19 protein-coding genes are annotated in these 24,511 nt (G+C 58.6%); 2 read left to right on the top strand and 17 right to left on the bottom strand.

Translation table 11 applies throughout. The features are described from left to right. Nucleotides 1–13: 13 nt before the first annotated feature. The 9 genes from QSK43_RS21100 to QSK43_RS21060 form a co-directional block, all read right to left on the bottom strand. Complete coding sequence (locus QSK43_RS21100; RefSeq protein ID WP_332305127.1) at nt 14–922, bottom strand: response regulator; 909 nt, start codon at nt 920–922, stop codon at nt 14–16. Then, nucleotides 912–2,942: an ATP-binding protein gene (locus tag QSK43_RS21095; protein ID WP_332305126.1), complete on the bottom strand. Its 2,031-nt coding sequence runs from the start codon at nt 2,940–2,942 to the stop codon at nt 912–914. The genes QSK43_RS21100 and QSK43_RS21095 overlap by 11 nt, the downstream gene beginning before the upstream one ends. A 266-nt stretch (nt 2,943–3,208) precedes the next feature. Then, nucleotides 3,209–7,300: an autotransporter outer membrane beta-barrel domain-containing protein gene (locus QSK43_RS21090; RefSeq protein ID WP_332305125.1), complete on the bottom strand. Its 4,092-nt coding sequence runs from the start codon at nt 7,298–7,300 to the stop codon at nt 3,209–3,211. Between the two features lie 187 nt (nt 7,301–7,487). Further along, nucleotides 7,488–8,039: an invasion associated locus B family protein gene (locus QSK43_RS21085; protein WP_332305124.1), complete on the bottom strand. Its 552-nt coding sequence runs from the start codon at nt 8,037–8,039 to the stop codon at nt 7,488–7,490. 86 nt (nt 8,040–8,125) lie between these two features. Next, nucleotides 8,126–8,293 carry a hypothetical protein gene (locus QSK43_RS21080; protein ID WP_332305123.1) on the bottom strand — a complete coding sequence of 56 codons (168 nt, stop codon included), beginning with the start codon at nt 8,291–8,293 and terminating at the stop codon, nt 8,126–8,128. Nucleotides 8,294–9,072: 779 nt separating this feature from the next. Further along, entirely contained in the window at nt 9,073–10,584 is a 1,512-nt protein-coding gene (locus tag QSK43_RS21075; RefSeq protein WP_332305213.1) for an HAL/PAL/TAL family ammonia-lyase, read from the bottom strand. Further along, nucleotides 10,577–11,419 (bottom strand): quaternary amine ABC transporter ATP-binding protein, encoded by an 843-nt coding sequence (locus QSK43_RS21070; protein WP_332305122.1) that lies wholly within the window; start codon nt 11,417–11,419, stop codon nt 10,577–10,579. Before QSK43_RS21070 ends, QSK43_RS21075 begins: the two co-directional genes overlap by 8 nt. After that, nucleotides 11,412–12,269 (bottom strand): ABC transporter permease, encoded by an 858-nt coding sequence (locus tag QSK43_RS21065; protein WP_332305121.1) that lies wholly within the window; start codon nt 12,267–12,269, stop codon nt 11,412–11,414. The genes QSK43_RS21070 and QSK43_RS21065 overlap by 8 nt, the downstream gene beginning before the upstream one ends. Before the next feature lie 101 nt (nt 12,270–12,370). Next, the gene (locus tag QSK43_RS21060; protein ID WP_434785085.1) at nt 12,371–13,408 is read right to left on the bottom strand and encodes an ABC transporter substrate-binding protein; all 1,038 of its coding nucleotides are present in this window, start codon (nt 13,406–13,408) and stop codon (nt 12,371–12,373) included. Between the two features lie 702 nt (nt 13,409–14,110). Between QSK43_RS21060 and hutC the strand changes: the two genes are divergently transcribed. Beyond that, nucleotides 14,111–14,851, top strand: a complete 741-nt coding sequence (hutC, locus tag QSK43_RS21055; protein WP_332305120.1) for a histidine utilization repressor — start codon at nt 14,111–14,113, stop codon at nt 14,849–14,851. Between the two features lie 186 nt (nt 14,852–15,037). Further along, nucleotides 15,038–15,736 (top strand): glutathione S-transferase, encoded by a 699-nt coding sequence (gene gst, locus QSK43_RS21050; protein ID WP_332305119.1) that lies wholly within the window; start codon nt 15,038–15,040, stop codon nt 15,734–15,736. 334 nt (nt 15,737–16,070) lie between these two features. On the opposite strand, the gene QSK43_RS21045 is transcribed toward gst, so the two are convergent. From QSK43_RS21045 to QSK43_RS21010, 8 genes are all read right to left on the bottom strand, one after another. Next, nucleotides 16,071–18,020, bottom strand: a complete 1,950-nt coding sequence (locus QSK43_RS21045) for a methyl-accepting chemotaxis protein (RefSeq protein ID WP_332305118.1) — start codon at nt 18,018–18,020, stop codon at nt 16,071–16,073. Nucleotides 18,021–18,461: 441 nt separating this feature from the next. After that, nucleotides 18,462–19,664 carry an MFS transporter gene (locus QSK43_RS21040; protein WP_332305117.1) on the bottom strand — a complete coding sequence of 401 codons (1,203 nt, stop codon included), beginning with the start codon at nt 19,662–19,664 and terminating at the stop codon, nt 18,462–18,464. Between the two features lie 2 nt (nt 19,665–19,666). Beyond that, a complete protein-coding gene (locus tag QSK43_RS21035) occupies nt 19,667–20,239 on the bottom strand; it encodes an NADPH-dependent FMN reductase (RefSeq protein ID WP_332305116.1) in 573 nt (190 codons plus the stop codon). A gap of 139 nt (nt 20,240–20,378) precedes the next feature. Continuing rightward, nucleotides 20,379–21,293 carry a homocysteine S-methyltransferase family protein gene (locus QSK43_RS21030; RefSeq protein WP_332305115.1) on the bottom strand — a complete coding sequence of 305 codons (915 nt, stop codon included), beginning with the start codon at nt 21,291–21,293 and terminating at the stop codon, nt 20,379–20,381. Between the two features lie 20 nt (nt 21,294–21,313). Further along, the gene (locus QSK43_RS21025; protein WP_332305114.1) at nt 21,314–22,003 is read right to left on the bottom strand and encodes an ABC transporter permease; all 690 of its coding nucleotides are present in this window, start codon (nt 22,001–22,003) and stop codon (nt 21,314–21,316) included. Nucleotides 22,004–22,015: 12 nt separating this feature from the next. Beyond that, on the bottom strand, nt 22,016–22,738 hold the full coding sequence (locus tag QSK43_RS21020) for an ABC transporter permease (protein ID WP_332305113.1): 723 nt from the start codon (nt 22,736–22,738) through the stop codon (nt 22,016–22,018). Nucleotides 22,739–22,760: 22 nt separating this feature from the next. Next, complete coding sequence (locus tag QSK43_RS21015; protein WP_045023590.1) at nt 22,761–23,531, bottom strand: transporter substrate-binding domain-containing protein; 771 nt, start codon at nt 23,529–23,531, stop codon at nt 22,761–22,763. A gap of 43 nt (nt 23,532–23,574) precedes the next feature. Then, a complete protein-coding gene (locus QSK43_RS21010) occupies nt 23,575–24,351 on the bottom strand; it encodes an ABC transporter ATP-binding protein (RefSeq protein ID WP_332305112.1) in 777 nt (258 codons plus the stop codon). Nucleotides 24,352–24,511 lie beyond the last annotated feature (160 nt).

Here is a 24,511-nt window from a genome sequence, read left to right as displayed (position 1 = left end):
AAGATCGATCAACCTAACCGGACAAATGCTTCTCAAGACCGGAGAGATAGCTTTTAAGCTGGCTGATGGATCGTTCCGTCAGGCGCACCAACTGACGCCGGCCATCGGTCTGATCGGCGAACCGTTCAATGAGGCCAGCCTCCTCCAACTCATCCAGCCGTCTTGCTGCCGTGGACGCTGAAGCGCCGGATGCCACATAAAGCGAGGAGACGGAGACCTCCTGATCCAGCAAATGTTGCTCCATCAGGTCAAGCAGCATGTGCCATGCGGGATCGATAAAAAGGCGATCGCTGAAATATCGTGTTTTGATGTCCCGCGTACGCAGGAGCTCGATCATCCGTTCTCGAGAAAGATTTTGGCCGTCATCCTCTTTACCGTTACCTTTAGCAGGATGCGCCGCCGGGAGGATCATAGGGGGATGGTCCGGAGACGAGGCAAGCATCTCGCTCAGTTGTCGCGTCTCTTCGACCAATCGATTGAGGCGTTCTTTACCTTCGAGCCATTTGGCTGACACGGTTTTGCTATCGGTCGCCTGGGAGGCAGCCTTGGCTACGGCATCGAGCAATTGCTGCCGGCGGATGGGCTTGTAGAGAAAGTCGGATGCGGCGAGACGCAATGCTTCGATGGAGTTTTCCAGTGTCGCATGACCGGTGGCAAAAATTATCTGTAGCCAGGTTCGATCCGGGTAGCATTCGCGGATGTGCCTGAGAAGCTCGATCCCGTCCATGCGAGGCATGCGGATGTCACTGACAATAACGTCTATTTCCGGCGTTCGATCGAGGATCTTGATTGCGCCTTCCGCCGTTCCCGAGCGCAGGCAATGATATCCCTCGTCAACGAGGATCGAGCCCAGCATATTCAGGATGGGTTCCTCGTCATCGATTAACAGAACTGTCGTTCTTGCGCGGCTGTCAGGGTTCATTGTCAGGCTCCTCTGTTGCAGCCTGTTTCAAGATCAGTCTGAACTCGGCTCCGTTGACGTGATTACATGCTTCGATGCGGCCGCCCATGTCTCGCGCCATTCCATAACTCAGGGACAGCCCCAATCCGGTTCCTTTACCTTCGGCTTTCGTCGTGAAAAACGGCTCGAACAGCCTGTCTATAATTGCAGAAGGAATGCCTGGACCCGTATCCGAAACACAGATCGCAATTCGTTCGTCAGCCAGTAGCTCGCAAGCGATGCGAATGGATTGACGCTCTCGACCGTCGCTCTCGCCAAGAATTGCGTCCCGTGCGTTCAGGAGGAAGTTCAATAATATCTGTTCGATCAGCAGAAGATCGCCGGCCACGAGAAATCTTTCAGGACCGCAATCGACATGGATGCCGATCCCCTGCCCTTCGATCTCGCTACGCATAATCGTCAACGCACCGGCGACGGCGTCCGCCGGATCGACGGTTTGAAGAGAGCCGTCGCTTTTGCGGCCATAGATGCGCATATGCCTGACGATGTTGGCGGTTCTCTCGATCTGGTCGCTGAAAAGTTCCAGATCTCCAAGTATCTTGTCAGGGCTGGCCTTACCTTTGGCGACAGTAGCATGGAGATGATCGACGCCTAACGCCAGTGTCGTCAAGGGCTGATTGATTTCGTGCGCGATGCCAGTCGCCATTTCGCCGAGATTGGCGAGCTTGCTTGACTGATAAAGGGCAAGTTCGGCCGCTCGTCGGTCAGTGATATCCAGTCCAACGGCAACGAGATTTTTGATCTGGCCAGTCCCGGTTCGAATTTCAGATATCGACCAGGAAAGCTGCCGGGTCGCGCCATTATCCAGTTTGATAGAGCGAATGTTTTGCCACGGAAGGGCTCGCGTGACGGAATCCAGATCCGTGGCAATTGCCCGCGACAAACAATCCGATCGCGCCGCATCGGCGCCAGTTGTGGGAAAGAGGTGACGAAACGCCTTGTTTGCAACGATAATTTGTCCGCTGGTGTCGCTGACCGCCATCATGACTTCACCCGTATTCACGATCGTTTCCAGAAACTCCTTTTCCTGTTTTTCGTGTGCGGCCTCAATCATGGATTGGAACAGGGATTGCCGGCCGCGCATATACTTCCCAAGGATAATCCCAAGAGCGGTGAGAGCGGCCAGAAGCGCCAGCAAGGCGAGAAGAATAACGGATGATGCGATCAGCCAGGCTTTTTTGATGGGTTCGGTCGGCAGTCCCACATAGGCAAGAAGGGGGGCCGCCGATGATGAATCAAAGGCAAAAATCCTCTCAATGCCTGTACGAACAGAGGGATCAATTCTGATCCCGCGACCATCCTGTAAGGTCATTGGGAGATAGGATTTTATATTGCGGCCGATGACTTCAGGTATGTTGGAAGCCCGAATTACTCCGTCTTCCCCGACAATGCCGACGACCCGCCCTTCCTCTTCATCCAGTTGATTATAAAAGCCGTAGAGATATCCCTCATCAACGACGATCAGAACATAACCGCCGAAACCACCGTCGGCGTTCTGAATGCGCCGGGCATAGCTCATTGTCCAACCGACCGGATGGCGGGATAGATCCGACGCCGATTGATAGGGTCGACTGATATAAAAATCGGGAGCGCCGCTCTTGCTGAGAATTTGAAAATCCGCGCTCTGGCTTAGGTCTGCCCCGATCGGGAAAGAAGCCATTCCGCTCGCGATTACTTTCCCGCTGCCGTTGATCAGCGTGATCCCCATTGCTGCGGGTTCAGCGGAAGCTCGCCGACGCAAAACCTCGGAAAGCAACCCCTCATCGACGATGCGATCCGTGCTGTCTTCGATGATCGCGCGGCTCAACGCGTCCAGTTTCACAAATATCTGCGTCGTATGCTCGGCCAGAGCCTGCGCAAGGTTCATTGCGTGCTGACCAGCCTCATCGATCCGACCTCGATAATCACGCCAGATGATTGTGGCCGCACCCATGAAGGCGATTAGAACGACGAAGCCGGTTGCGAGCCAGTAGGCCCGCATCGTTCTTCGATCTATTCGCCCAAAACTGTCCATAACACGCCCTGTCTCATTATCGGTATTTGTCGTGCCTGCTTTTGGTTCCAGCGATACTCCTGACAGAAAATCTGGGCATCCGCCTTCAAAATATTACAGAATCCTCTGACTTTACGGGAAAATCCGTGCTGCCGCTGGTTGCTTGCTTGATCTCCAGTCGGGGTTGATCTCCCGGCACGACGAGTGCACCGGGAGATCGACGGGCTTAACGGATAAGGTCCGCGTTCAGTTGGCTACCAGGTGATCCTGAGGCCTGCGGTGACCTTGCCGGCAACATCGGAAGGCCCGCCGAATTCGACCGCCGCGCGACCATAGATGCCGACATGCTCCGATACTTTCGCCACCGCACCGACACCGATGTCGAAACGTGTGCCGCCCATGTCGGCGCCGATCGGCGTGCCGGAGGCAACCAGTCCGCTATTGCCCTTGAACTCGTGCCTGACATTGGCGTCGACGAAACCGGTCACCGACTTGACGAACTTCTTCTTCTGACCCGTTGCCGGACGGGTGACGGCAACTGCCTTGCCCTTGCCGTTCCGGCCCTTCGCGGACCTACGCGGCTCGACCGGAGCGGGTGCAACCGTTTCCACCTCGTCGAGATACCAGGTCTTTTCCAGCCGCATGCCGAGACGGCCCACCAGCGATTCCGTCTCCTGGCCATGCACCGCGATACCGTAGCCGTCGGTGAAGCTGTCAGCCGTCACTTTCGACCAGGTGAGCTGCGCCTGTGGCTGCAGCACCACATTGTTGCCGAGGTCAAAGCCATAGCCGGTCTCGATCGAGGCGGTGTTGGCCTTGCCCTTGTAGCTGTGCCGCAGTTCGAAATCGGTGACCGAGCGGGCACGCACGCCGAAGTCCAGCCAATCATGCTTGGCCACCACGTCGATATAGGCTCCGGTTCCCGGCTTGCGCTCGCTGGGAGCATTCTGCTGCCAGGTGGCGTAACCGCCGATACCCTTGGACGAGATCGAGCCATGCGCGGTGCGACCATCGACGTCGAAGTCGGAATGAGCAAGTTCGCCGAAAACGCCGAAGGTCAGCTTGTCACCGGCGATAAGAACGCCGCCCAACGAATAGTCGCCGCCGATCTGCATGCCAGCGGTATCGAGACCGAAACCACCGCCGTTGTAGCCGTTGATCTTTGGCGAATACGAACCGGTTTTGCCGATGCCGCGGGTCCAGGCGTGGAAGCCATCCTCCATCTCCTGCGAGCGCAATTCGCCAACCCGCTCATGGAAGGTATCGAGCGAGGTGAGCACGTGCTCCTGCGCCGCCGACAGGGCGATATTGTAACCCGGTACGATATCCACGATATGGCCGCTGGGAGGACCCACCGGATCTACCGGATCGTCGCCTTCGGTCTGGAGATACCAGTTCTGGCCGTCGGCCTTGACGAGCTTGTAGTCATAGATGCCGACGATAGCGGCAGAACCGAGCTCGAATTCCGCGTCGCTGCTGCCGGCAATGTCCGTCAACTTGATACCGTCGGTCGCGCCGGTTCCGGTAACGGCCCCCTGCCCGCCTTTGTTGGCGATGAAGAATTTGCCGTCGCCTGCCGTATCTCCAGCCACCACAAGTTTGTCCGTTTCGCTTGCCGCACCACCCTCGTTGAGTTTGGTGTTGAAGAGAAAGGACCCATTGCGGCTGTCGAGACTGCCGACCGTCGATGTCTTGAAGGCGCCATCCGGACCAAAAGCGACCGTGCCATTGTCATTCAGCAATGTGTCCACATTGGAATCGCCGGTGATCTGCCAGATGCTGTTGTTGGCCACATTGAGTTCATGCAAGCCATCGGTTGCACCCTTGAGCACCGAGCCCTGATCGAGAGAAATGGCAGCGTGCTGACCATCTCCCGCACCAACATGAACATCGCCCTCGAGGTAGGAGCCGTTGGTGGCTTTGATATTGATCACGCGCGGGTCGGTACCCGCATATTCGGGTACGTTGAAGAGCTGCCTGCCAACAACCGACGATCCGTCCAGTTCGATATCGAAGTTGCTGCTATAAATTTGAATGGCGGTTCCGTCTTTGGCTTCAAGGATACTATCCTTCAAGCGCACCGTGCCTTGACCTCCGGTGGCCGCACTAAGACCGGCAGATCCCTCGCCACCGACAATGATCGATGAGTTTGTCAGATCGATCAGAGGATTGCCATTGTCCCCGAACATGTTGAGGCCAATGGCTGCAATGTTACCAGAACTTTGCACATCCACAGCCACATTCGTACCGATGACAGCGCCGCCATCGCCGATGGATATCCCCTTATTGCCATTAGTCCCGGTGATTTTCACGCTATCAAGATTGATGGTCCCACCATGGCCGGCCTGCACACCTGAATTGCCGGCGCCGTCAACGATTACCTCGACATTCGTGGCATTGACTGTACCAGAGAGGAACGCGGCAAGCCCAGGGCTGGCATGGGTGGTTACACGCGAATTGCTCAGATTGATCGTGCCAACATATGCTAAAGCGCCCGCTGCCTGAGAACCACTTGTGGTCACATCGACATTGTTGGCATCGATCGTTCCTCCTGCCGTAAATAGTCCATCAGAACCGTACCCGGACGTGTTGATGATGGCCGAATCCACGACGACGTGCCCCCCAGCGCCAGCCCAGACTGCATGAGATCGTGGGCCGCCGGTCGTTATGATAACGTTGCTGGCCTTGATCTCCGACGCCGCGCTGGCTGCAAGCCCGTAGGCCGTGTCTCCCTGCGTTTCAATCATCGAGTTTTCGATTTGGGCGCTGCTGTCCTGAAAGGCCTGGAGACCGTGGCCGTACGTTCCGGCCGTAGCGATACTGCTGCCGCTTATGCTGAGATGACCGCCGTTTTCCGCACGTGTCGCCAGAGAGCCAAAGCCCTCTGTCCGTATGGTGCTGTTCGTGATCGAGATACTGGAGCCGGCACCGCTGCTGCGCGCGCCAAAAGAGTCGTTCCCGGTTGTGGAAATAGTGCTGCCGTCAACAGTGATTTGGCCGCCGTCTCTCGCCCACACGCCGGCTGCGTTGTTGCCGCTCGTGCCAATCGACGTGTCGATAAGGTCGGCGCGACCGTCCGTTAACACCAGAACGCCAGAGGCATTGTTGCCATGTGTGGTGATCCTGGAATCGCTGAGATTAACGACTCCCGAATTTAAGTGTATTCCGTGAGACGTGTCTCCCTGAGTATCTATTGTAACGCGCTCGCCGGTAATAGAACCATTGTCACTCAGGAACATTCCGACGCCGTAAGTGCCGGTTGTCGTGATCGTTGTGTCGGTCAGTTGCACAACACCGCCATTTGCCCAGACGCCGTGCACGGAATTGCCATCCGCGAGGATGTTCGTGTTGCTGGCGCGGATCGTGCCACCGGACTGTGACCAGAGACCGTCGGAATTTGCGCCGCTGACGTGAATATCGACGCCATCGAGATTGGCGACGCCACCGTTCTGCGCACTCAGTCCAGTGGAATGTTCGCCGGTTGTCGTAATCGATCCACCATTGAAATTTATCGCGGAACCGACGCCGTCCGCCCTTGCACCATGCGAGTATCCGCCGCTGGTGGTAACATCGACGCGTGTTGCATTGACGACACCTCCCCCCTGCGCAAAAATCCCGTGCGAATAGTCGCCTGTCGTTGTGACCGAAGTATCTACGAGGTCCACAAGGGTGCCAGATCCGGATGCGAATGCGCCATGGGAGCCGACGCCGGCCGTCGAAATGCTGCCTCCTTCCATACGAAGACTGGAACCATTGCCCGAGACTTCCAACCCGTGCGAGCTGGTTCCCGACGTCGTGATATCAACGCCAGTGATTCCTGCCGTGCTACCGCCCGCGATCTGGTATCCGCTTGAATTGTTCCCCGTCGTCGCGACGCTTCCGCCATTTTGCACATAAGTACCGCCATAGATTACCGCCACGCCGGGGGAGTACTGGCCGCCTGTGCTGATATCGGTATCGGTCGCAACAATTTTGGACCCCACACCGTTCACTGTGATCCCGGGCGCCAGAGGACCCGACGTGTTGATCGTTGCACCGGTCAGATTGATTTGACCACGATCGAAAGCTGCAACGCCGATCGCGCCGTATCCGCCTGTGGTGATGCTGACCGGCCCGTCGGCCAGGATTGTCCCGTCGTTTCTCGCAACCAGACCTGAGCCGCTGCCGCCTCCTGCCGTGCCGGTATTGATGATGGTGCCCGGCGCAACGGTTTCATCGGTTCCGTCAGCAATGATTTGCTGAGCAACCGAAGGCGCCGAGAGCACCGATACGAGAGCTGTTGAAAGACAGAGCTTCTTAATGGATTTGCGCAGCGTACTCCGCTGCTCGGCGCCTTGTGACGGCATGAGTAAATTCCTTTGTTTTCGGTCATCACGAGAACCCCGACCGTCGCATGGCGACGGTGGTTGTCCCTTCGTGTGTCTGGAGAAGAGTTGGCGGACTGGGAGGGTCAGGAACCGGCGGGGCTCCCGAACCCTCCCAGCCGCAACTGTCCGAAATGCTGAATAGACGGACAGAAGATCGGTTGAACGGCTACTTCGCCAGTTCGTTGACGCGGTTGAGCGCGCTCTGGAAGCCGTTAAGCGAAACGGAGAAATTGGCGTCCTGGCCCTCATCGGTCACTGTCTTGACCGACAGCGCCTTGCCCTTGCCGAGTGAGGCGACCATCTTGTCGTCGGCAGCCACATCGATGAGGCAGCCGGTGAACAGACAGGTGCGGAACGACTGCGGTCCGGCTCCCTTTCCGTCATCGATCTGCAATACCGCGCCCTTGTCGAGCTTCAGGCCCAGCGGCAGCACCAGCACACCGGCAAGCCCCTTTTCCTTCGGTTGCAGCTCGACCGCCAGCACGCGCTGGCTCGGACCGTTCTTCACCTGGCGAACCTGTTCCTGCTGCATGGAGCAAGCCTTGGCCTTCTTGTCGCCATCGGCAACGATGCCGCAGAGAACCGTCCAGTCGGCATATTGCTCGCGCAGCGATGTAGCGCCGCCGGGAAGCGACGGCTCGGCAGCGAGGACCAAAGTTATGCCGGACAAAGCGGCGATACTGACGCCCACAGCGATAAGCGAGAGACGTTTCAACATTTCATGTTTCCTTCGAATGGGCGTTGCACCAGGATAAGCGGCCGCGACTTCGCAGGCCCGCAACTGGCGTCGGCAATCTCGAGTTGTCAGAGCGTGACAAGTGCGTGGATGATGAATGCCCAAAACAGCGCGCAGGCGGCAGTCATGCCTATCCAGACCGGCACCATGATGTGCGGGGGGTATTTTGCTTCGTAGTTCTTGTCAGGCGCACTTCTTCCGAGCGCCCGGAATTCACTCTGATTCATTTCTGTCATGGACACGATCACACCAGCCTTCTCAAATTCGGCGCACCTGCATGGGAACGCCTGCTGGCCAGGGTGAGTTCGGTTTGATTAGCCAGTTGGCAGCTTGATGCACAAACTTGACGATAGAATCATGCGGAACTGCCCCCAAAATGGCGGCATCGTGAAATCCGCCATGGCGCGCCCGCCACAAGCCATTGATTTAAAATAATTTAATTACCACCAATACGGTGACGATTTCTCGTGGCTACCAAGTCTTTGAAAATTCAATCAGCCAGAATCGACGCTGCCAAGCCGTAGCTATTACCGTTGGCGCCAGCGAGGCGAACAGAGGCGACCCTTCCTCTCCACCAGTCTTCGGCGAAAACGGATCTTTTTCACCGAGGTGCTGGAGGTCCTTCCTTGGCGGTACGAATGTATTCAGTACGCCGACAATATTCCGAAGCGCCGCGAGTCATGACCGCTGCGATCTCGGGCGAAAGCCAAGTCATTCGGACACGGGTGCCTAGTATATGTTTTTTTACGCAAAAACATATCTTCGCTCAATGTTGAATACGCGCTGGAAGCAAATCGAAGGAAGCAAGAGAAATGCCGAGAAAGCTTGCAGATGCCAGTTTGCTGGATCCTTGGCCCGAAAATGTAGGGCTGAGAATGATGGCGTCTCGAGGTGCGGCGGTTCATTCCAGGCGACCTGCAATCGCGCAGGATTTCCTTCCGGCAGGACACTGGATTGGCATAATCATGGCGCCGTCACCGGAAATCAAAAATGCCTTCGGTTCCGAGAAATATCGTTATGCATTCGGCGCTGTGCGAGCCCCGGCGTCCGTCGTACGCAGCAACTGCTCCGCCATGGCCAGCAATGCGTTGAGCGGCCGGTCATCAGAGTAAAAAGGAACCACGGAACGAACACGCCGATAAAGTGCGCCGGTGCCCGGCGCCATTCCGCTTTTTTCCGATTGGATGTCATAAGCCTGCGCCGCGCTCATGATCTCGATCGCGAGGATCGTTTCCAGATTGGCGATGATTGAAAGCGCCTTGTCGGCAGCCGGCGTGGCGTGGGTGAGAATGTCTTCCTGCAACGCGGAGGTGATACCGCCATCGAGGCTTGCTGGTGCTGCCAGCCGCCGGTTTTCCGCCGCCAGGGCTGCTGCGGTATACTGGATGATCATGAAGCCGGAGCAGACGCCGCTGCCCTCCGCCAGAAACGCCGGCAAGCCGCTGACCAGCGGGTTCACGAGACGATCGATCCGGCGCTCCGAAATGCTCGCCAACTCCGCAGCGGCAACGGCGAGACCATCCATGGCAAGCCCAAGCGCAGCGCCGACGGCATGGGCCTGGGAATGCACCTGTGGTACATCGGGTGACCCGGCGACAACCGGATTGTCCGTGACGCTCGCCAACTCCCGGTTCACCACTTCGCCGATCTGCATGACGCTGTCGCGGACGGCGCCATGAATTTGCGGCACCGCACGAAGGCTAAGTGGATCCTGCGTGCGCGAACCCGCCGACCGCGCCAGCAAAGGACTGCCTGCCAGAAGATGGCGAAGATTGTTCCCGACGTGTTGAAGTCCGACGGAGATACGCAGAGCAAGCGGCGACGCCGCGAAGGGATCGGATTGTGCTCCGAGGTTTTCGTAGGTCATTGCAGCTGCCGCATCCGCCCAGTCCAGCAGGCTTTCCATGCGCGCCAGCGCCAGACATGCAAGTCCGGTGGCGCAAGGCGTTCCGTTGACGAGGCTCAAACCCTCCTTGGCCACAAGCGTAAGCGGCAACAAACCGGCAGCAGCGAGCGCTTGCCGACCTGAGAGCCTTTCGCCATGATGGGTCGCCTCGCCTTCACCGATCAGGATCAGTCCGATTGCCGCTGCGTGCGTCAGGTATCCGACCGAGCCGCGCGAAGGGATCGCGGGCAGCACATCAGCGTTCAACAGGGCAACCAATGCTTCGACGGTCTCCACCCTTATGCCGGAGAACCCATGGGCGAAATTGACGATTTGCGCGGCCATGATGGCACGGGTTTTCTCGCGCTCCAGCGGTTCTCCGACACCGCAGGAGTGGCTGAGCAGGATGTTACGCGACAGGGCCTGCTGCCGATCCCCATCCACGATAACGTCGCAGAGGGCGCCGACGCCGGTATTGATGCCATAACCGCGCACGCCCCTGGAGACGAGCGCCTCGACGATATCGCGCGCGGCGGCGATGCGCGTCCAGGCGGCATCCGCAACACAGAGCCGGGCGCCTTTCGCCACTGCGGCAATATCCCGCCACGAAGCGCTCCGATCGATGACGACGGTCTCAATCATGGTGGACATGTCCAGCAGCATTTGCAGCACCGGCGCGGCGCTGCACGAACCGCGCGACATAGTCGCTTGCCGGACGATTGAGAATATCGTCCGGGGTTCCGACCTGTACCAGCTTCCCGTCCTTCAGGATCGCGATCTGCGCGCCGATGCGCAGCGCCTCATCAAGATCGTGCGTGATGAAGACGATCGTTTTCGAAAGGTTCTTTTCCAATTGCAGAAGCTGGTCCTGCATGTCGGCGCGGATCAGCGGATCGAGGGCGGAAAACGCTTCATCCATCAGGATAACGTCGGTATCGGCTGCAAGAGCACGCGCAAGGCCGACGCGCTGCTTCATGCCGCCGGAGAGTTGATATGGCATCTTGTTCTCGTAACCGGTAAGTCCCACCGTCTCGATCCATTTCATGCCGATGGGGTCCGCTTCCGCTCTGGAAAGACCGCGCACGCGCTGGCCGTAGATGACATTCTGGAGGACGGTGCGATGCGGCATCAGCCCGAAATTCTGAAACACCATGCTGACGCGGCGATTGCGGAAATTTCGCAGGTCCTTGGGTTTCAGGTCGAGCACATTGCTGCCGCCGACTAGAATTTCACCGCTCGTTGGCTCGATCAGACGATTGATGTGGCGAACGAGGGTCGATTTGCCGGAACCGGACAGCCCCATTATGACAAAGATGCGGCTGCCGGCGATGTCGAGACTGACATTGTCGAGGCCGACGCTGCAGCCGGTCTTGGCCAAGATCGCGGCCTTGTCGGCACCGTCGCGGGTCATGGCAAGCGCGGTCTTCCAGTTGCCGCCGAAAATTTTGGAAACGTTACGGATTGCAATATCAGTCATCGCCGCGTTCCTTCCGGCTGGATTGGCCAAAGCCTTGCGTAATACGGTCGAGGACGATTGCGAGAATGACGATGCCAAGCCCCGCTTCGAGACCTTTTCCGACATCGAGTGTCTGAATTCCGTTCAAAACCTGCTCCCCCAGCCCGCGAGCACCGATCATGGACGCGACCACAACCATGGAAAGCGCCATCATGATCGTCTGGTTCAGGCCCGCCATTATCGTGGGCGTGGCAAGCGGAAGCTCGACCCCGAACAGGATTTGCGACGGACTGCCGCCGAAAGCGGTCGCCGCCTCCACCACTTCGCTATCGACCTGCCGGATGCCGAGATCGGTAAGGCGTATCAACGGCGGTACGGCGTATATGATGGTCGCAAGGACCGCCGGCACCTTGCCGAGACCGAACAGCATGATTGCCGGAATGAGATAGACGAAACTCGGCATCGTCTGCATGACGTCCAGCACGGGCAGCGTTATGCGCCGCATGATCTGGCTCTTGGCGAGCCAGATACCCACCGGGACACCGATGATGACGGAAATCAGGCTGGCGATGAGCATCAGCGCCAGTGTCTGCATCGTCAGGTCCCAAAGGCCGAGAGCGCCGACGACCAGCAGCATCACCCCGACCATCAGGACCAGCGAGATTTTGCGGGCGGCAAACCATGCGAGCGCCAGAAATGCGAGCAAAACCAGCCACCACGGCAGGCCGCGTAATATCCACTCCATGAACAGGATGACTTGCAGAATGGTCTGCGAAATCGCCTTGAACACGAAACCGTAATTGACCACCAGCGTCTGGACGAACTCGTTGATCGGGCCGCGAATGGAAAAATGAAAAGTCTCAGGAAACATCGGGTAACGCCCTCGCACGTTGCCGTCCTCCGCCCTTGACGGGTTCCGGCCCTGACGGGAAAAAAGGCCGCGCGCCGATCCGGCACGCGGCCCAGCGATTGCTACTTGATCGCCGCTTCGATGCGGGTTTTGGCCTCCGGTGACACCCATGCGCCCCAGATGTCGGCCTTGGTCTTGAGGAACCTCGTGGCTGCGGCAACCGCATCGATCTTCTCGTCAGCCATAGAGGCGAGGCTGGAATTGACTTCTTCGAGCGGGAAAGTAGCTTTGCCGAGGATTTCCATAATGTCGGGAGCGGCCTTGGCGAAATCGCTATTGACGCCGTAGGCGACCTCGACGGCCGGGAATGCGCATCCGGCGTCGCGTTTACCGTCGGCGCTCGTCAGATCCTTCCAGCAAGCCTCGGTGTAGGCCGGCTCGGCAAGCTGCACCAGCTTGTATTTACCCATGATCGCGGTCGGGCTCCAATAGTAGAACAGGATCGGCTCCCCCTGGAGATAAGCGGAGCTGATCGCCGCATCCAGTGCCGTGCCCGTGCCGGGACGGAAGTTCACGTAGGTCGTGTCGAGCTTGTAGGCCTGAAGCTTGGCGGTATTGACGCCCTCGCAGGTCCAGCCCGACGGGCAGTTGAGGAAACGCCCCTTGGATGGCTCTTCCGGATCCTGAAACAGCGCGGCTATCTTGGGATCGGAAAGCTGATCGACACTTTTCAAGTCCGGAGCCTTTGCCGCGATGCCCTTTGCGGCATCACCCTTGACCACATATTCGGGAACGAACCAGCCTTCGGAAGCGCCCACGAAGGTCTTGCCGACAGAGGTCACTTGCCCTGCGGCTGCGGCCTTGTTCCAGATGTCGGACCGGCCGATCCATTCCTCCGCAAAAATCTGTACGTCGTTGTTTGCGGTCGCCTGTTCCAGCGTCACGGAATTGCCGGGAATGGAATCGACCTTGCAGTCATATCCTTTCGACAGGATGGTCTTCATGACTTCGGTAATGAAAGAGCCGCTCTCCCAGTCGATGCCGGCGAAAGTGACGGTCTTTCCCTCTCCGCAGTAGCTGGCGGCATGGGCGGAGCCCATCGGCAATGCCGCGAGCAGGGCGGTGGTGGCAAGCGCGAATTTCAACTTTGTATTCAACATTATATTCCCCATTTTTGGTTGATGTTTGGCATTTTTGTCGGCGCAAATTTATGCGGTATCGGTGCGGGTTCTCCCGGAAAATTTGTCGACATCGAATAGGACCAGGGCAGCCGAGCAAATCACAATTGCCTCTTTGCATATGAGAGACGGGATTCAGCAGAATTTATATGGGTGCGGGCGCCGATTCCCTGTCGGCACTGCAACTCAATGCTGCAACCCGGATAACTTACGTCAAGTTCACTATACAACTTCACTGAAACCACGCCGATTTCAGAGATCGGTAGCCCCGTAAGCATGTAATATTCCGGCACTTGCCGCGAGCAAAAATTGTCGGCGTCCGCTCTGGAGACATTGGCTAATCTGGCCGTTGCCGGTCGAAACGAAGAGGCATGCTTATATGTCAACGGAAGCGCGATTGATGCATAAAAATGCTCATTCATAGCCTATCTCCTTCAATATGGGAGATAATAGGCCTGATTTTCTTCTCAGAGCCGGTCGGCATGCGAACATCCTCACCTCAGTCACCGCGAGAAAAATGCGCTCGCAAAAGATTGACCCTTCCGCCCTTCATTGGATGCCTCGCAAGTTGTATATGTAACTTTGCATGGTTTTAGAAGACAAGCAAGGGGAAAGATGATATTTTGCATAGGTTGCCGACTCTGGTTATATTTTAGGCAATCGACTGATTTTTAGGGAGTTCCAATGCCGTCCGTGATCGAAAGTGGCCTTTCCGCATCCAGCGAACATCCTTCTCTGCCGCTCTACGAGCGTGTGAAAATACAAATCAAGGAAAAGATCGCGAGCGGTGAATGGCCCTTGCACCACAGGGTGCCTTCGGAGAACGAAATGGTGGAAACGCTGGGTGTAAGCCGGATGACCGCGAACCGTGCCCTGCGGGAACTCGCGACCGAAGGCGTCATCGTGCGTGTTCAGGGGCGCGGTTCATTTGTTGCGCTGAAAAAGCGAAGCGCCGGCATGATGGGTGTGCGTAACATCGCGGATGAGATCAAGGAACGAGGTTCTTCCCATCTGCCTAACCTGATACTGGCGCAAACCGAGGTATGCGGTCCCGATCTCGCTGCGGCGCTGGAGATCGAAGTGGGGTCGAAGATTTTCCATTCGATCATTGTCCATCACGAGGACGACGTACCGATCCAGTTGGAAGACCGCTTCGTGAATGCGGAAGTCGCCCCCGAATATCTCAGGCAGGACTTCAGTTCCCTGACCCCGAATGCATATCTGACGACGGTTGCGCCGATCTCCCGCACCGAACAGTTCATAGAGGCCGCAGCGCCTCAACCCTGGGAATGCAAGCTGTTGGCGATTGGCCGACATGAACCTTGCCTTCAGGTGCGACGCCGAACCTGGTCTTCCAGCGATGCGGTAACGTCCGTACGGCTATTGTACCCTGGCACCCGCTACCGGCTCGAAAGTCAGGAGTAAGGGCTCGAAAGATGAGCTAAAAATCGCACCAACAGCGTTGAGGCTTAGGACCGATCGACATTAAGTGAACCTGCGTTCAAAGCGGGTGGCGAAACGACAAAAGTTTTTGAGGCGATTGATGCACCGTTCGATACGGTTTCGATGCTTGTAGACGATCGGACCGTGGGTGACAAAGAGGAGTACGGCATGAGCAACTTCGACCTTTATTACTGGCCCGTTCCATTTCGCGGCCAGTTCATCCGGGGAATTTTGGCCCATGGTGGATGCTCCTGGGACGAACACGATGTCGATGCGATCGAAGATATTATGGGTCGTGAGGTGGGGAAACAGCCGATTGCTTTCATGGGGCCGCCGGTTCTGATTGACCGTGAGCGTAATTTTGCGATCTCCCAGATGCCGGCGATCGCCCTCTATCTTGGCGAGCGGCTGGATATCCTGCCGGCCGCCGCCGAGGGTCGCGCACTCACCGCCAAGGTCGTAAACGACGCCAACGACGTCCTTGATGAGTTGACGCTCAACGGCGGCCGCGAGATGTGGACACCTGAGAAGTGGGAGAAGTTCGTCCCACGTTTAAAAAAGTGGGTCCGCATTTTCGAGGATACAGGAGCGAGAAACGGCCTGACTGCTGGTTCCGGTTATATGCTTGGAACGGAGAAACCCGGTATCGCGGATATCGTCACCGCCATTTTGTGGGCGACGATGGCTGACCGATTCCCAGCCATTAGGGCCATCGTCAAGGAAACTTCGCCAGTGATCTGGGGCCTTTCCGAACGAGTGCGCGCCACGGCTCCACTGGCTGCTTTGAACAGTAGGAGTTTTGAAGACTATGGTGATGCCTATTGCGGCGGAGAGATCGAGAAATCGCTCCGAAAGGTAGCGGGATAGTCACTGCCCCCGCCCGAACCCGCACCGTCAAGATCGCAATCCCGCGCGCTTCCGTGGCAACCTCCTGCGTGTTCAAACTTCCGCTAGCCTGGAGGACAGGAATTCGATGAACGCTGGGTCTTAGCCGGCATCACGCGCGTTTCGGTGACGGCGTAGATGCCGACCAACGCATCCTGCCATTCGGCAGCATATCTGAAGCCACCGCATCTCCAGCCATGCCGCGCAGGCAATCAGATCCTGCGCGGCATGTTGTCAGGTTACCGCCCGGATATCAGGCTCGCGAGCCTTTCATCATCCCCGGGCGTAGATCGGCATGATGCCGATCGAAAGGTGATCAGAACTCCTGCCAGTCGTCCTTTGACGTATCGACAGCGGCATTGCCCGAGAATGCGGAAGCAATCTTGCGGCCAAGCGCGCGCACGGGAGATGCCACATATTTGTCGTTGCCGCCGGCATTGCGAACCGGAGCGGGCTGGCTCTTCTGCTGATAGGCGACATCGGCCAGCTTGAACTGCGCGAGCAGCTGGTTGAGCGACGCCACCTCCTTGGCGAGGTTGTGGCTTGCGGCATTGGTCTCTTCCACCATGGCCGCGTTTTTCTGCGTGTCCTGGTCCATCTGGTTGACCGCCGTATTGATCTGCTGGAGGCCGGAGGATTGCTCCTGCGCAGATTCCACGATGGAGACGACGTGCCGGTTGATTTCCTGCACTTCCGACACGATGGTCGCCAGCGCTTTCCCGGTGTCGCCCACCAGCTGAACGCCCTGCTGCACCTGATCGTTCGAGGTGTTGATCAACGCCTTGATTTCCTTGGCTGCACTGGCGGAGCGTTGCGCAAGCTCGCGCACCTCCTGTGCGACGACGGCAAAACCCTTGCCGGCCTCGCCCGCACGCGCGGCTTCCACGCCGGCATTCAGCGCCAGAAGGTTGGTCTGGAAGGCGATCTCGTCGATCACGCCGATGATATTGCTGATCTCGTTGGCGGATTTGGAGATCTGCTCCATGGCGACCACGGCGCGGCGCACCACCTCGCCGGATTGTTCGGCGCCTGCCTTGGCGCGGCTGACGATCAGGCCGGCCTCCTGGGCGCGCTTGGTGGAATCCTTCACCGTAGTGGTGATTTCTTCCAGAGCGGCGGCGGTTTCCTCCACGGCTGCGGCCTGCTGTTCGGTGCGCTTGGCCAGATCGTCGGCGGCCGACTTGATCTCGTTTGCGCCAGCGCCGATGCCACCGGCGTTCTGCGCAACCCGCGTCAATGCCGATTGCAGCTTTTCGGCGGACATGTTGAAGTCGTTGCGAACGCCGTCGAGCGTCGCGGTGAACGACTGGTCGATGCGATAGGAAACGTCGCCGTCAGAAAGTTTTGAAAGACCGGCAGCAAGATTGTCGACGGCGAATTTGACGTCGGCCGCTTCGCTGGCCTTCTGCTTTTCGCGCTCGATGCGTTCTTTTTCCGACAGGCTGCGATTGGCTTCGGTTTCCCGTTCGAGCCGGATGCGCTCGATCGCATTTTCGCGGAAAATCTGAACTGCCTGCGCCATCTGGCCCACTTCGTCCCTGCGGCCCGTACCGTCGATCTCCGCCGTCGTCTCGCCGCCGGCGAGGGACACCATACGCTCCCGCAGACGGGAAATAGGTGCCGTGATACCGCGGGACGCCACGAAAAGGGCGAGAAGTATGCTGGCTGCAAAGACAAGCCCGACAACCGTCAGCGATGTCAGAATGGTCGAATCGGTCTGGTCCGTCAGACCGTCGCTTTCTTTGGCGACGCCCTTGGCGAGCTTGTCGAGCAGCGCCACCATGGCGAGCGAAGTGGTTTGAATAGAAGCGTCCGCCTTGACCAATTGCGCGGCAGATTCCTGATTCTGGTTCGCCATGCCAAGCTCGACGGCCTTGTCCGTCATCAGGCTTATGGCCTGGGCCTGCGCGATGAAGGCTTCTATGGCGGCGGTTTCCTCAGGGAAAACGGTCTTGACCTTGTTGAGGCGCTCCACAAGCAACGCCTTGCTATCGGTGTAGTTCTGTCTGGCGGTCTTTATCTCGGGCCCGTTCACATCATATGCCATGACCTGATAAGCGCTGTAGGCCACCGACAACAAATTGCGGTTGGCGCGCGCAATTTCGACGAGAGCGGCATTGTCGTTGGCGATAAAATCGGAATATGCCGTGTCTGCTTCCTTGAAGCGACTGGACATGAAGGCGGTCGCGCTGGCGCCCACGATGCAGAGGGGGAGAATCAGTGACAGGATTTTGGTACGGATACTGGCATTTTGGAGGAAGGACACGGGGAACCTCACGTCAACGAAAAACCGCTCCTTCCCCGTGCCGGAGGTGTTCGGTAAGACTGACATTGCACGTCGGACACCTCGGTCATCAAGGCTTCGGCAGCCGCATCATCGGCTTTGGCGACAGCCGCAATCAATATGCGGTAAAAAACACTCCTGCCCTTCAAACAACGACAGGCCATTTCCCGGCAGCGCAGCGGCCCGCCCGCAAGCGGAAACGCAGAGCCACGTTTCGAGGGAAAAAGAGCGCAAGACAGTCGATTTTCGGCCGCTGTTCTCAATTCATTTCCCTGTAAAATCATTATAGTTAAAAACTTTACAATTTCTTCACGCGCAAAAGCGGGCGGACGAAACATGAGCCGGTAAATTGCGAGGGCGTTTGCCCCAACCCTTGCAATCAAGACATAGCCCGTTCACCCCGTCCCGCTTGTCGACTACATATTATCCGCGCTGGGCAAATGGCCGTGGCTTTCGCAACGCCGCCCACCGCTGAATGACGGCCGCCATTGTTGCAAGGCCGGCCATGACGGCGAACACCACGGCGATATCGCGATAGGCCGTGGCAAAACCGAACCGGGCAATCCATGGCTGGCTTGCCAGCGGTGATATGAAATGCCCGAGAAACATCGACGCCGTGACGATGCCGGCGATACGCCCACGCAACCGCAGCGGCGCGAGCATGATCGTGGTGGACATGATCGACGGCATTACGAGGCCGAGGCCAAACCCCACCACGGCAAGCGCCGAAAGCATGGGCGCCAGCCCTTCGGCCACGGCAAGCAGCGCAAATCCCGTTGCCATCAGGACCAGCCCGGCCGCCAGAATGACGGTCACGCCGATCCGCGCCCACAATCTTCCGAAGTTGAGCGCCGCCAGCGCGCCGGCCAGATTGAAGATGCCGATGGCGTATCCGGCAATGCTGCCGGAAAACAACCCGAGTTCCCGCAGGAAAAACGGCAATTGCGAGGGAATGGTGTAGAACAGGACGTTGACGAGAAACACCGCCAGCGCCAGCACGGCCACCAGCAGCCAGTTGGCTGCAACAGTCTGTTCGTTGTGGCTTTTGACGCCGCTATTGTTCCTTGCCGGCTCCCTCAGAAAAAGCAAAGCGGCCGGCAGAATGAGCAGGGCCACGGCATAGACCGCGAAGGGTGCGCGCCAGTGAACATCCGCCAGTAACCCGCCCGCCACCACGAAAACGACGCCGCCGAGCTGGGTGAAGGCCTGTTGCAGGCCGAGATAACGCTCCCGCGCCGGCCCCTCGAAATAGTCGCCCACCAGTGCGGTGCCGATCGTCATGATGCCGCCGATCGCCAGACCCAGAAAGGCGCGGCCGACGAGCAGGCCCGCAAGACTATCGGCAAAAAGGCCGGATATGCCGGAAAGGCTGTAAAGCAGGATCGCGCCGAGCAGCAGCCGCTTGCGGCCGAAACGGTCCGCCAGCACACCGGCGACAGGCGCGCAGAGAGCCACGAAAACCGATGGCAGTGTCAGCACCATGCGGCTCATGATCTCGACATCAGGCGTCGACAGGAAGCTTTGCTCGATGGCGGGCAGCGAGGGCGCGACCGTGGTTCCGGCCATGATGGTAAGTGTGGCGACGAACAGAAGCGTGAGTTTCAGCGCCGTGGAATTGTCAGCCATTTTCACGCCCCTTTATAGGGCGTTGTGGCACGCGCCTGCTTCAGCGCATGCGCCCACCAGCCAAGCTTGCCCATCATCGTCTTAAGCGCGCTTTCCGCGGCCGCTCCGGGGTCGAACTGCCCTGCCTCATCGACACGGTCCCAGGGGTTTGCAAAGCTGACGACATCACGGATCGTCACCGCATGCAGTTCCGCAAACACCGGGCGAAGCTGCTCGACGGCGCGCAGACCACCGGAAATCCCGCCATAGGACACGAAAGCCACCGGCTTGGCGCCCCATTCGTCATAGGCGGAATCGATCAGCACCTTCAGCGCGCCAGGGTAACTGCGGTTATATTCCGGTGTGACGACGATGAACGCGTCGGCGGCATCGAGACTTTCCCGAAGTTGCCGCACCGAGGCGCGGTCGGGCGTGTGGCCTTGCGGCAGATCAAGCTCACGCGGATCGACCACCGCAAATTCGATCCCCGGCAAAAGGCCGAGCCGGTCCAGCAACCATTTGCCGATGACATCGCAGAACCGCGGATCGCGGGCGCTGCCAAATATGATCCGGATGGAAAGTGTATTCTCACTCATGGAACGTCCTTCAGTCATGTTCCACTCCCTGATAATTCCTCAACCATAGTTGAGGTCAAGGGCTACGCGCAAAAAAAGCGGCAGGCATCGAGCCTGCCGCATCCATTCTGGACGTTGCGCTGAAAGCGTTGCGAAGGCCTCAGGCGGCGGCCCGGCGCAGCGCTGTCGCGACCGTATGGATATGGGCGGCGCCAATGCCGCAGCAGCCGCCGATCATCGTCGCGCCCGCATCCGCCCAGGAGCAGGCGAAACGTGAATAGACATCGTCGGTGAGGTCCGTGCGGGTGCCATGCAGGCCTTCATTGGCGGCGGCATCGCCCTGTTCGCCTTCGAAGGCATTGGCATAAACGCCGATTTCCAGCGAGACACCCTTTTCCGCAAACACGGAGGAGGCCGTTTCGACGGCGGCTTTCATGATTTCCGGCTTGCTGCAGTTGAACAGCAGCGCAGCAGCGCCCGATTGCGCCGCCCATTCGGCCGCCGCCTTTACCGTTTCACCGGAGCGCAGCGCAGGCTCGCCGACGCTTGTCGCAACCGCATCGTCGTTGAGCGTGAAGGAAATCCAGAACGGCTTGCCCGTTCCGGCAACCGCCTGACGCACAGCCTCGCCCTCGGCGATCAGGCTCAGCGTCTCGCCGAGCCAGACATCGACGGAAGGCGCGAGATTGTCGACCAGCACCTTGAGATAGCCCTGCACCCGCGTCACATCGAAATTCTGCGGTTCGTAGGAGCCGAAGATCGGCGGCAGAGAACCGGCCACCAGCACGTCACGGCCGGAAGTATCCGCCGCCTCGCGCGCCAGCTTGCCGGAAAGGGCGATCAGCGATGCGCCATCCTTCTGGAAACGCTCCTCGCCGATATGGAACGGCACCAGCGCATAGGAATTGGTGGTGACGACGTCGGCACCGGCCTCGATGAATTCCTGATGTACCTGCCGGACAATGTCAGGCGAATTGATGAGCGCCAGCGCCGACCATTCCGGCTGTTTCAGCTCGGCGCCGAGCCGCTGCAATTCGCGGCTCATGCCGCCGTCGAGGATACGGATAGTGGCCATGTTCAAACTCCTTGAACGGTTTACCGCCGGACCGGCACCTGCTGTTCGATGAGACCGAAACAGCGGGCGATGATGGCGGTGAGAATGAGATAAAAGACGGTGACGACGATCAGCGGCTCATAGACGAGCAGCGTGTCCTGCCGCACCTTGTAGGCCACGGCGTAGAGGTCCATCACCGTCACGGTAAAGGCAAGCGGTGTGGCTTTGAGCTGCATCACCACCTCGCCGGCAATGGTCGGCAGCGCAATGCGGATCGCGCGCGGCAGCCAGATGCGGCGAATGAGGGTGAAACGGCCCATGCCGAAAGCCCGGCCCGCCTCCAGCTCGCCCTTCGGTACGGCTAGCAGCGCGCCGCGCAGAACCTCGGCCTCATAAGCCGCATAATTCAGCGTGAAGCTGACGGCGGCGAAAAAGAAGCCCTCGCGCAGCACCGGCCACATGAAACTCTGACGTAAGCCGGGGATCATCGGCAGAAACGAGCCGACCCCGTAATAAAGCAGCCAGAGCTGGATCAAAAGCGGCGTGCCGCGGAAGAAGGTGCAATAAGCGCGCGCCAGAATTTTCGTCACCCGCCCGCCGCTGACCTGCGCAAACGCAAGGCCGATGGCAAGCACGAAACCGATGCTGACGGAGATGACGAGCAGCGCCAGCGTCTGCCATGCGCCGGACAGAAGCAGCGGCCAATATTTGGCGATCCATGAAAAATCCATGCCGTTTCCCCCTCAGGCCAAAGCCGGTTGGCCGCGCCGCACGCGGCGTTCCACCAGCGAAAAGACGAGGTTGGAGACAAGCGTGATGGCGAGGTAAAGCAGGGCAGCGGCAAGGAAGAACAGGAAATATTGCTTGGTGCTGGCCCCCGCCAGACGTGTCGCCAGCGCCAGCTCCTGATAACCGACGACCGCCACCAACGCGCTGTCCTTGGTCACAGCAAGCCAGAGATTGGCAAGACCCGGCAAGGCGTTCGGCAGCAGTGCGGGCAAGACGACACGGCGGAAACGCAGGGCCGGCGACATGCCGAAAGCGCGCGCCGCCTCGATCTGGCCGTTCGGAATGGCAAGGATCGCGCCGCGCAGAACCTCGGTCATATAGGCCCCCTGCACGAAGCCGAGAACCGCGACGGCGGCAACGAAACCGTTGACCTCCAGCGGCGGCAGGCCAACCAGTTGCAGCATCCGGTTCAAGCCATCAGTGCCGGCATAATAAAGCCCGACGATGAGGATCAGTTCGGGAACGGCGCGGATAGCTGTGGTGTAAAGATTGAGCAGAAGGCCAAGCGGCCGATTGCCGGAAAGCTTGCCGAGCGCACCGGCAAGCCCAATGACGATGCCGATCAGATAGGCGCCGGCGGAAATGGCAAGCGTCGACGCCGCACCCTTCAAAAGGGTGCCGCCCCATCCCGGAGGATAGGGTGACAGCAGTTGCAGCGTGGTTTCAAGGCTTGCCATTTACGTGACCGGTCAGGAGAAATTACTTACCGTAGATATCGAAGGTGAAGTATTTCTTGGTGATCTCGTCATACTTCCCGCTGGAGCGCACGGCGGCGAGAGCAGCGTTCAGCTTGTTCTTGAGTTCGGTATCGTCCTTGCGCAGACCGCCGGAAACGCCAAGGCCGAGGATTTCCTTGTCATCCGCCACATTGCCCATGTCGGCGCAGCAATCCTTGCCCGCATCGCTCTTCACAAAGGCGTCGAGAACCAGGGAGTCGCCAAAGACATAGTCGATACGGCCGGCGGCGAGATCCTGAAACGCCTCGTCCAGCGTCTGGTAGGTCTTTTCGTCGGCGACAGCTGCGAAATATTTCTTGTAATATTCGGACTGGATGGTCGCGACCTGAATGCCGATGGTCTTGCCCTTGACGTCTTCCGGTGCAGCACCCGGCTTGCCGTCCTTGGCGCCGATCAGCTTGCTCGGCGTGTTGTAATATTTGTTGGTGAAATCGATGACCTTCTCGCGCTCTTCCGTGTTGGACATGGACGACCAGATGACATCGAACTTCTTCGTCTGCAGCGCCGGGATGAGGCCATCCCAGGAAAGCTCGACGATCGAGCATTTTTCCTTCATTTCCGCGCAGACGGCATCCATGAGATCGATTTCCCAGCCCTGCCACTTGCCGCTGGCGTCCTTGGCGAAGAAGGGCGGGTAGGATTCGTTCATGATGCCGAAGCGGACATCGGCGCTGGCCGTGAAGGCGGAAACTGCAAATGCCGTTCCGGCAAGCAGCGTGGCGAAGAATTTCATTCAAGTCTCTCCTGTTAAAACAAACGGCGAAGCGAAACGGTCATCACGCCAGTGCGCCGGTAAATTCCCTGCAACGGGCGCTTGCTGGATTGCCGAATACCTGTGCCGGCGGCCCTGCCTCTTCCACACGGCCCTGATGCAGAAACAGGACATCGGTGGAAACATCGCGCGCAAAACGCATTTCGTGGGTGACGAGCAGCATGGTGCGGCCTTCCTCGGCCAGATCGCGGATTACCTTCAGCACCTCGCCCACCAGCTCCGGATCAAGCGCCGAGGTGGGTTCGTCAAACAGCATCACCGCCGGCTCCACGCAGAGCGCGCGCGCAATCGCGGCGCGCTGCTGCTGTCCGCCGGAAAGGAATGCCGGATAGGCGTCCTTCTTGTCGTAAAGGCCGACCTTGTTCAGCAGGGCTTCGGCCTTCTCCACCGCTTCCTGCCGCTTCACGCCCAGAACGTGGACCGGAGCCTCGATGACGTTTTCGAGAACGGTGCGATGGGCCCAGAGATTGAAGTTCTGGAACACCATGCCAAGCCCGGTCCGCAGCTTTTCCACCTGCCGCCAGCTTTTCGGCACGGCCTTGCCGTCCCTGCCGGTCTTGGTGGCGATCTCCTCGCCATTGACGATGACCCGGCCGCGATCCGGCGTTTCGAGAAAGTTGATGCAGCGCAGAAAGGTACTCTTGCCGGAACCGGACGAGCCGATGATCGATATGACGTCGCCCTTGTGAGCTTTCAGCGAAACGCCCTTCAAAACTTCATGCGTGCCGAAGCTCTTGTGGATGTCATCCGCCTCGAGCGCACAGGCGCCTGTATCTGCCATCGATTGACCTTGCCGATCCGTTTCAGTGCGTGTCTGGCAAAATGCGGAGCGGTTTTGCGGGGGGACATGCATAACAACAAAGACTTAAGCCACGCATGTTTAGCGAAATCCGCCGTAAACGCGCGCAACAATCGGTTCTTTTACACATCTGCGACGAAAA

The sequence above is a fragment of the Rhizobium sp. GR12 genome (genome assembly GCF_036596185.1).
Lineage (GTDB): Bacteria > Pseudomonadota > Alphaproteobacteria > Rhizobiales > Rhizobiaceae > Agrobacterium > Agrobacterium nepotum.
The sequence above is the reverse complement of the archived record's forward strand: the minus strand, read 5'-3'. Positions and strand labels throughout refer to the sequence as shown.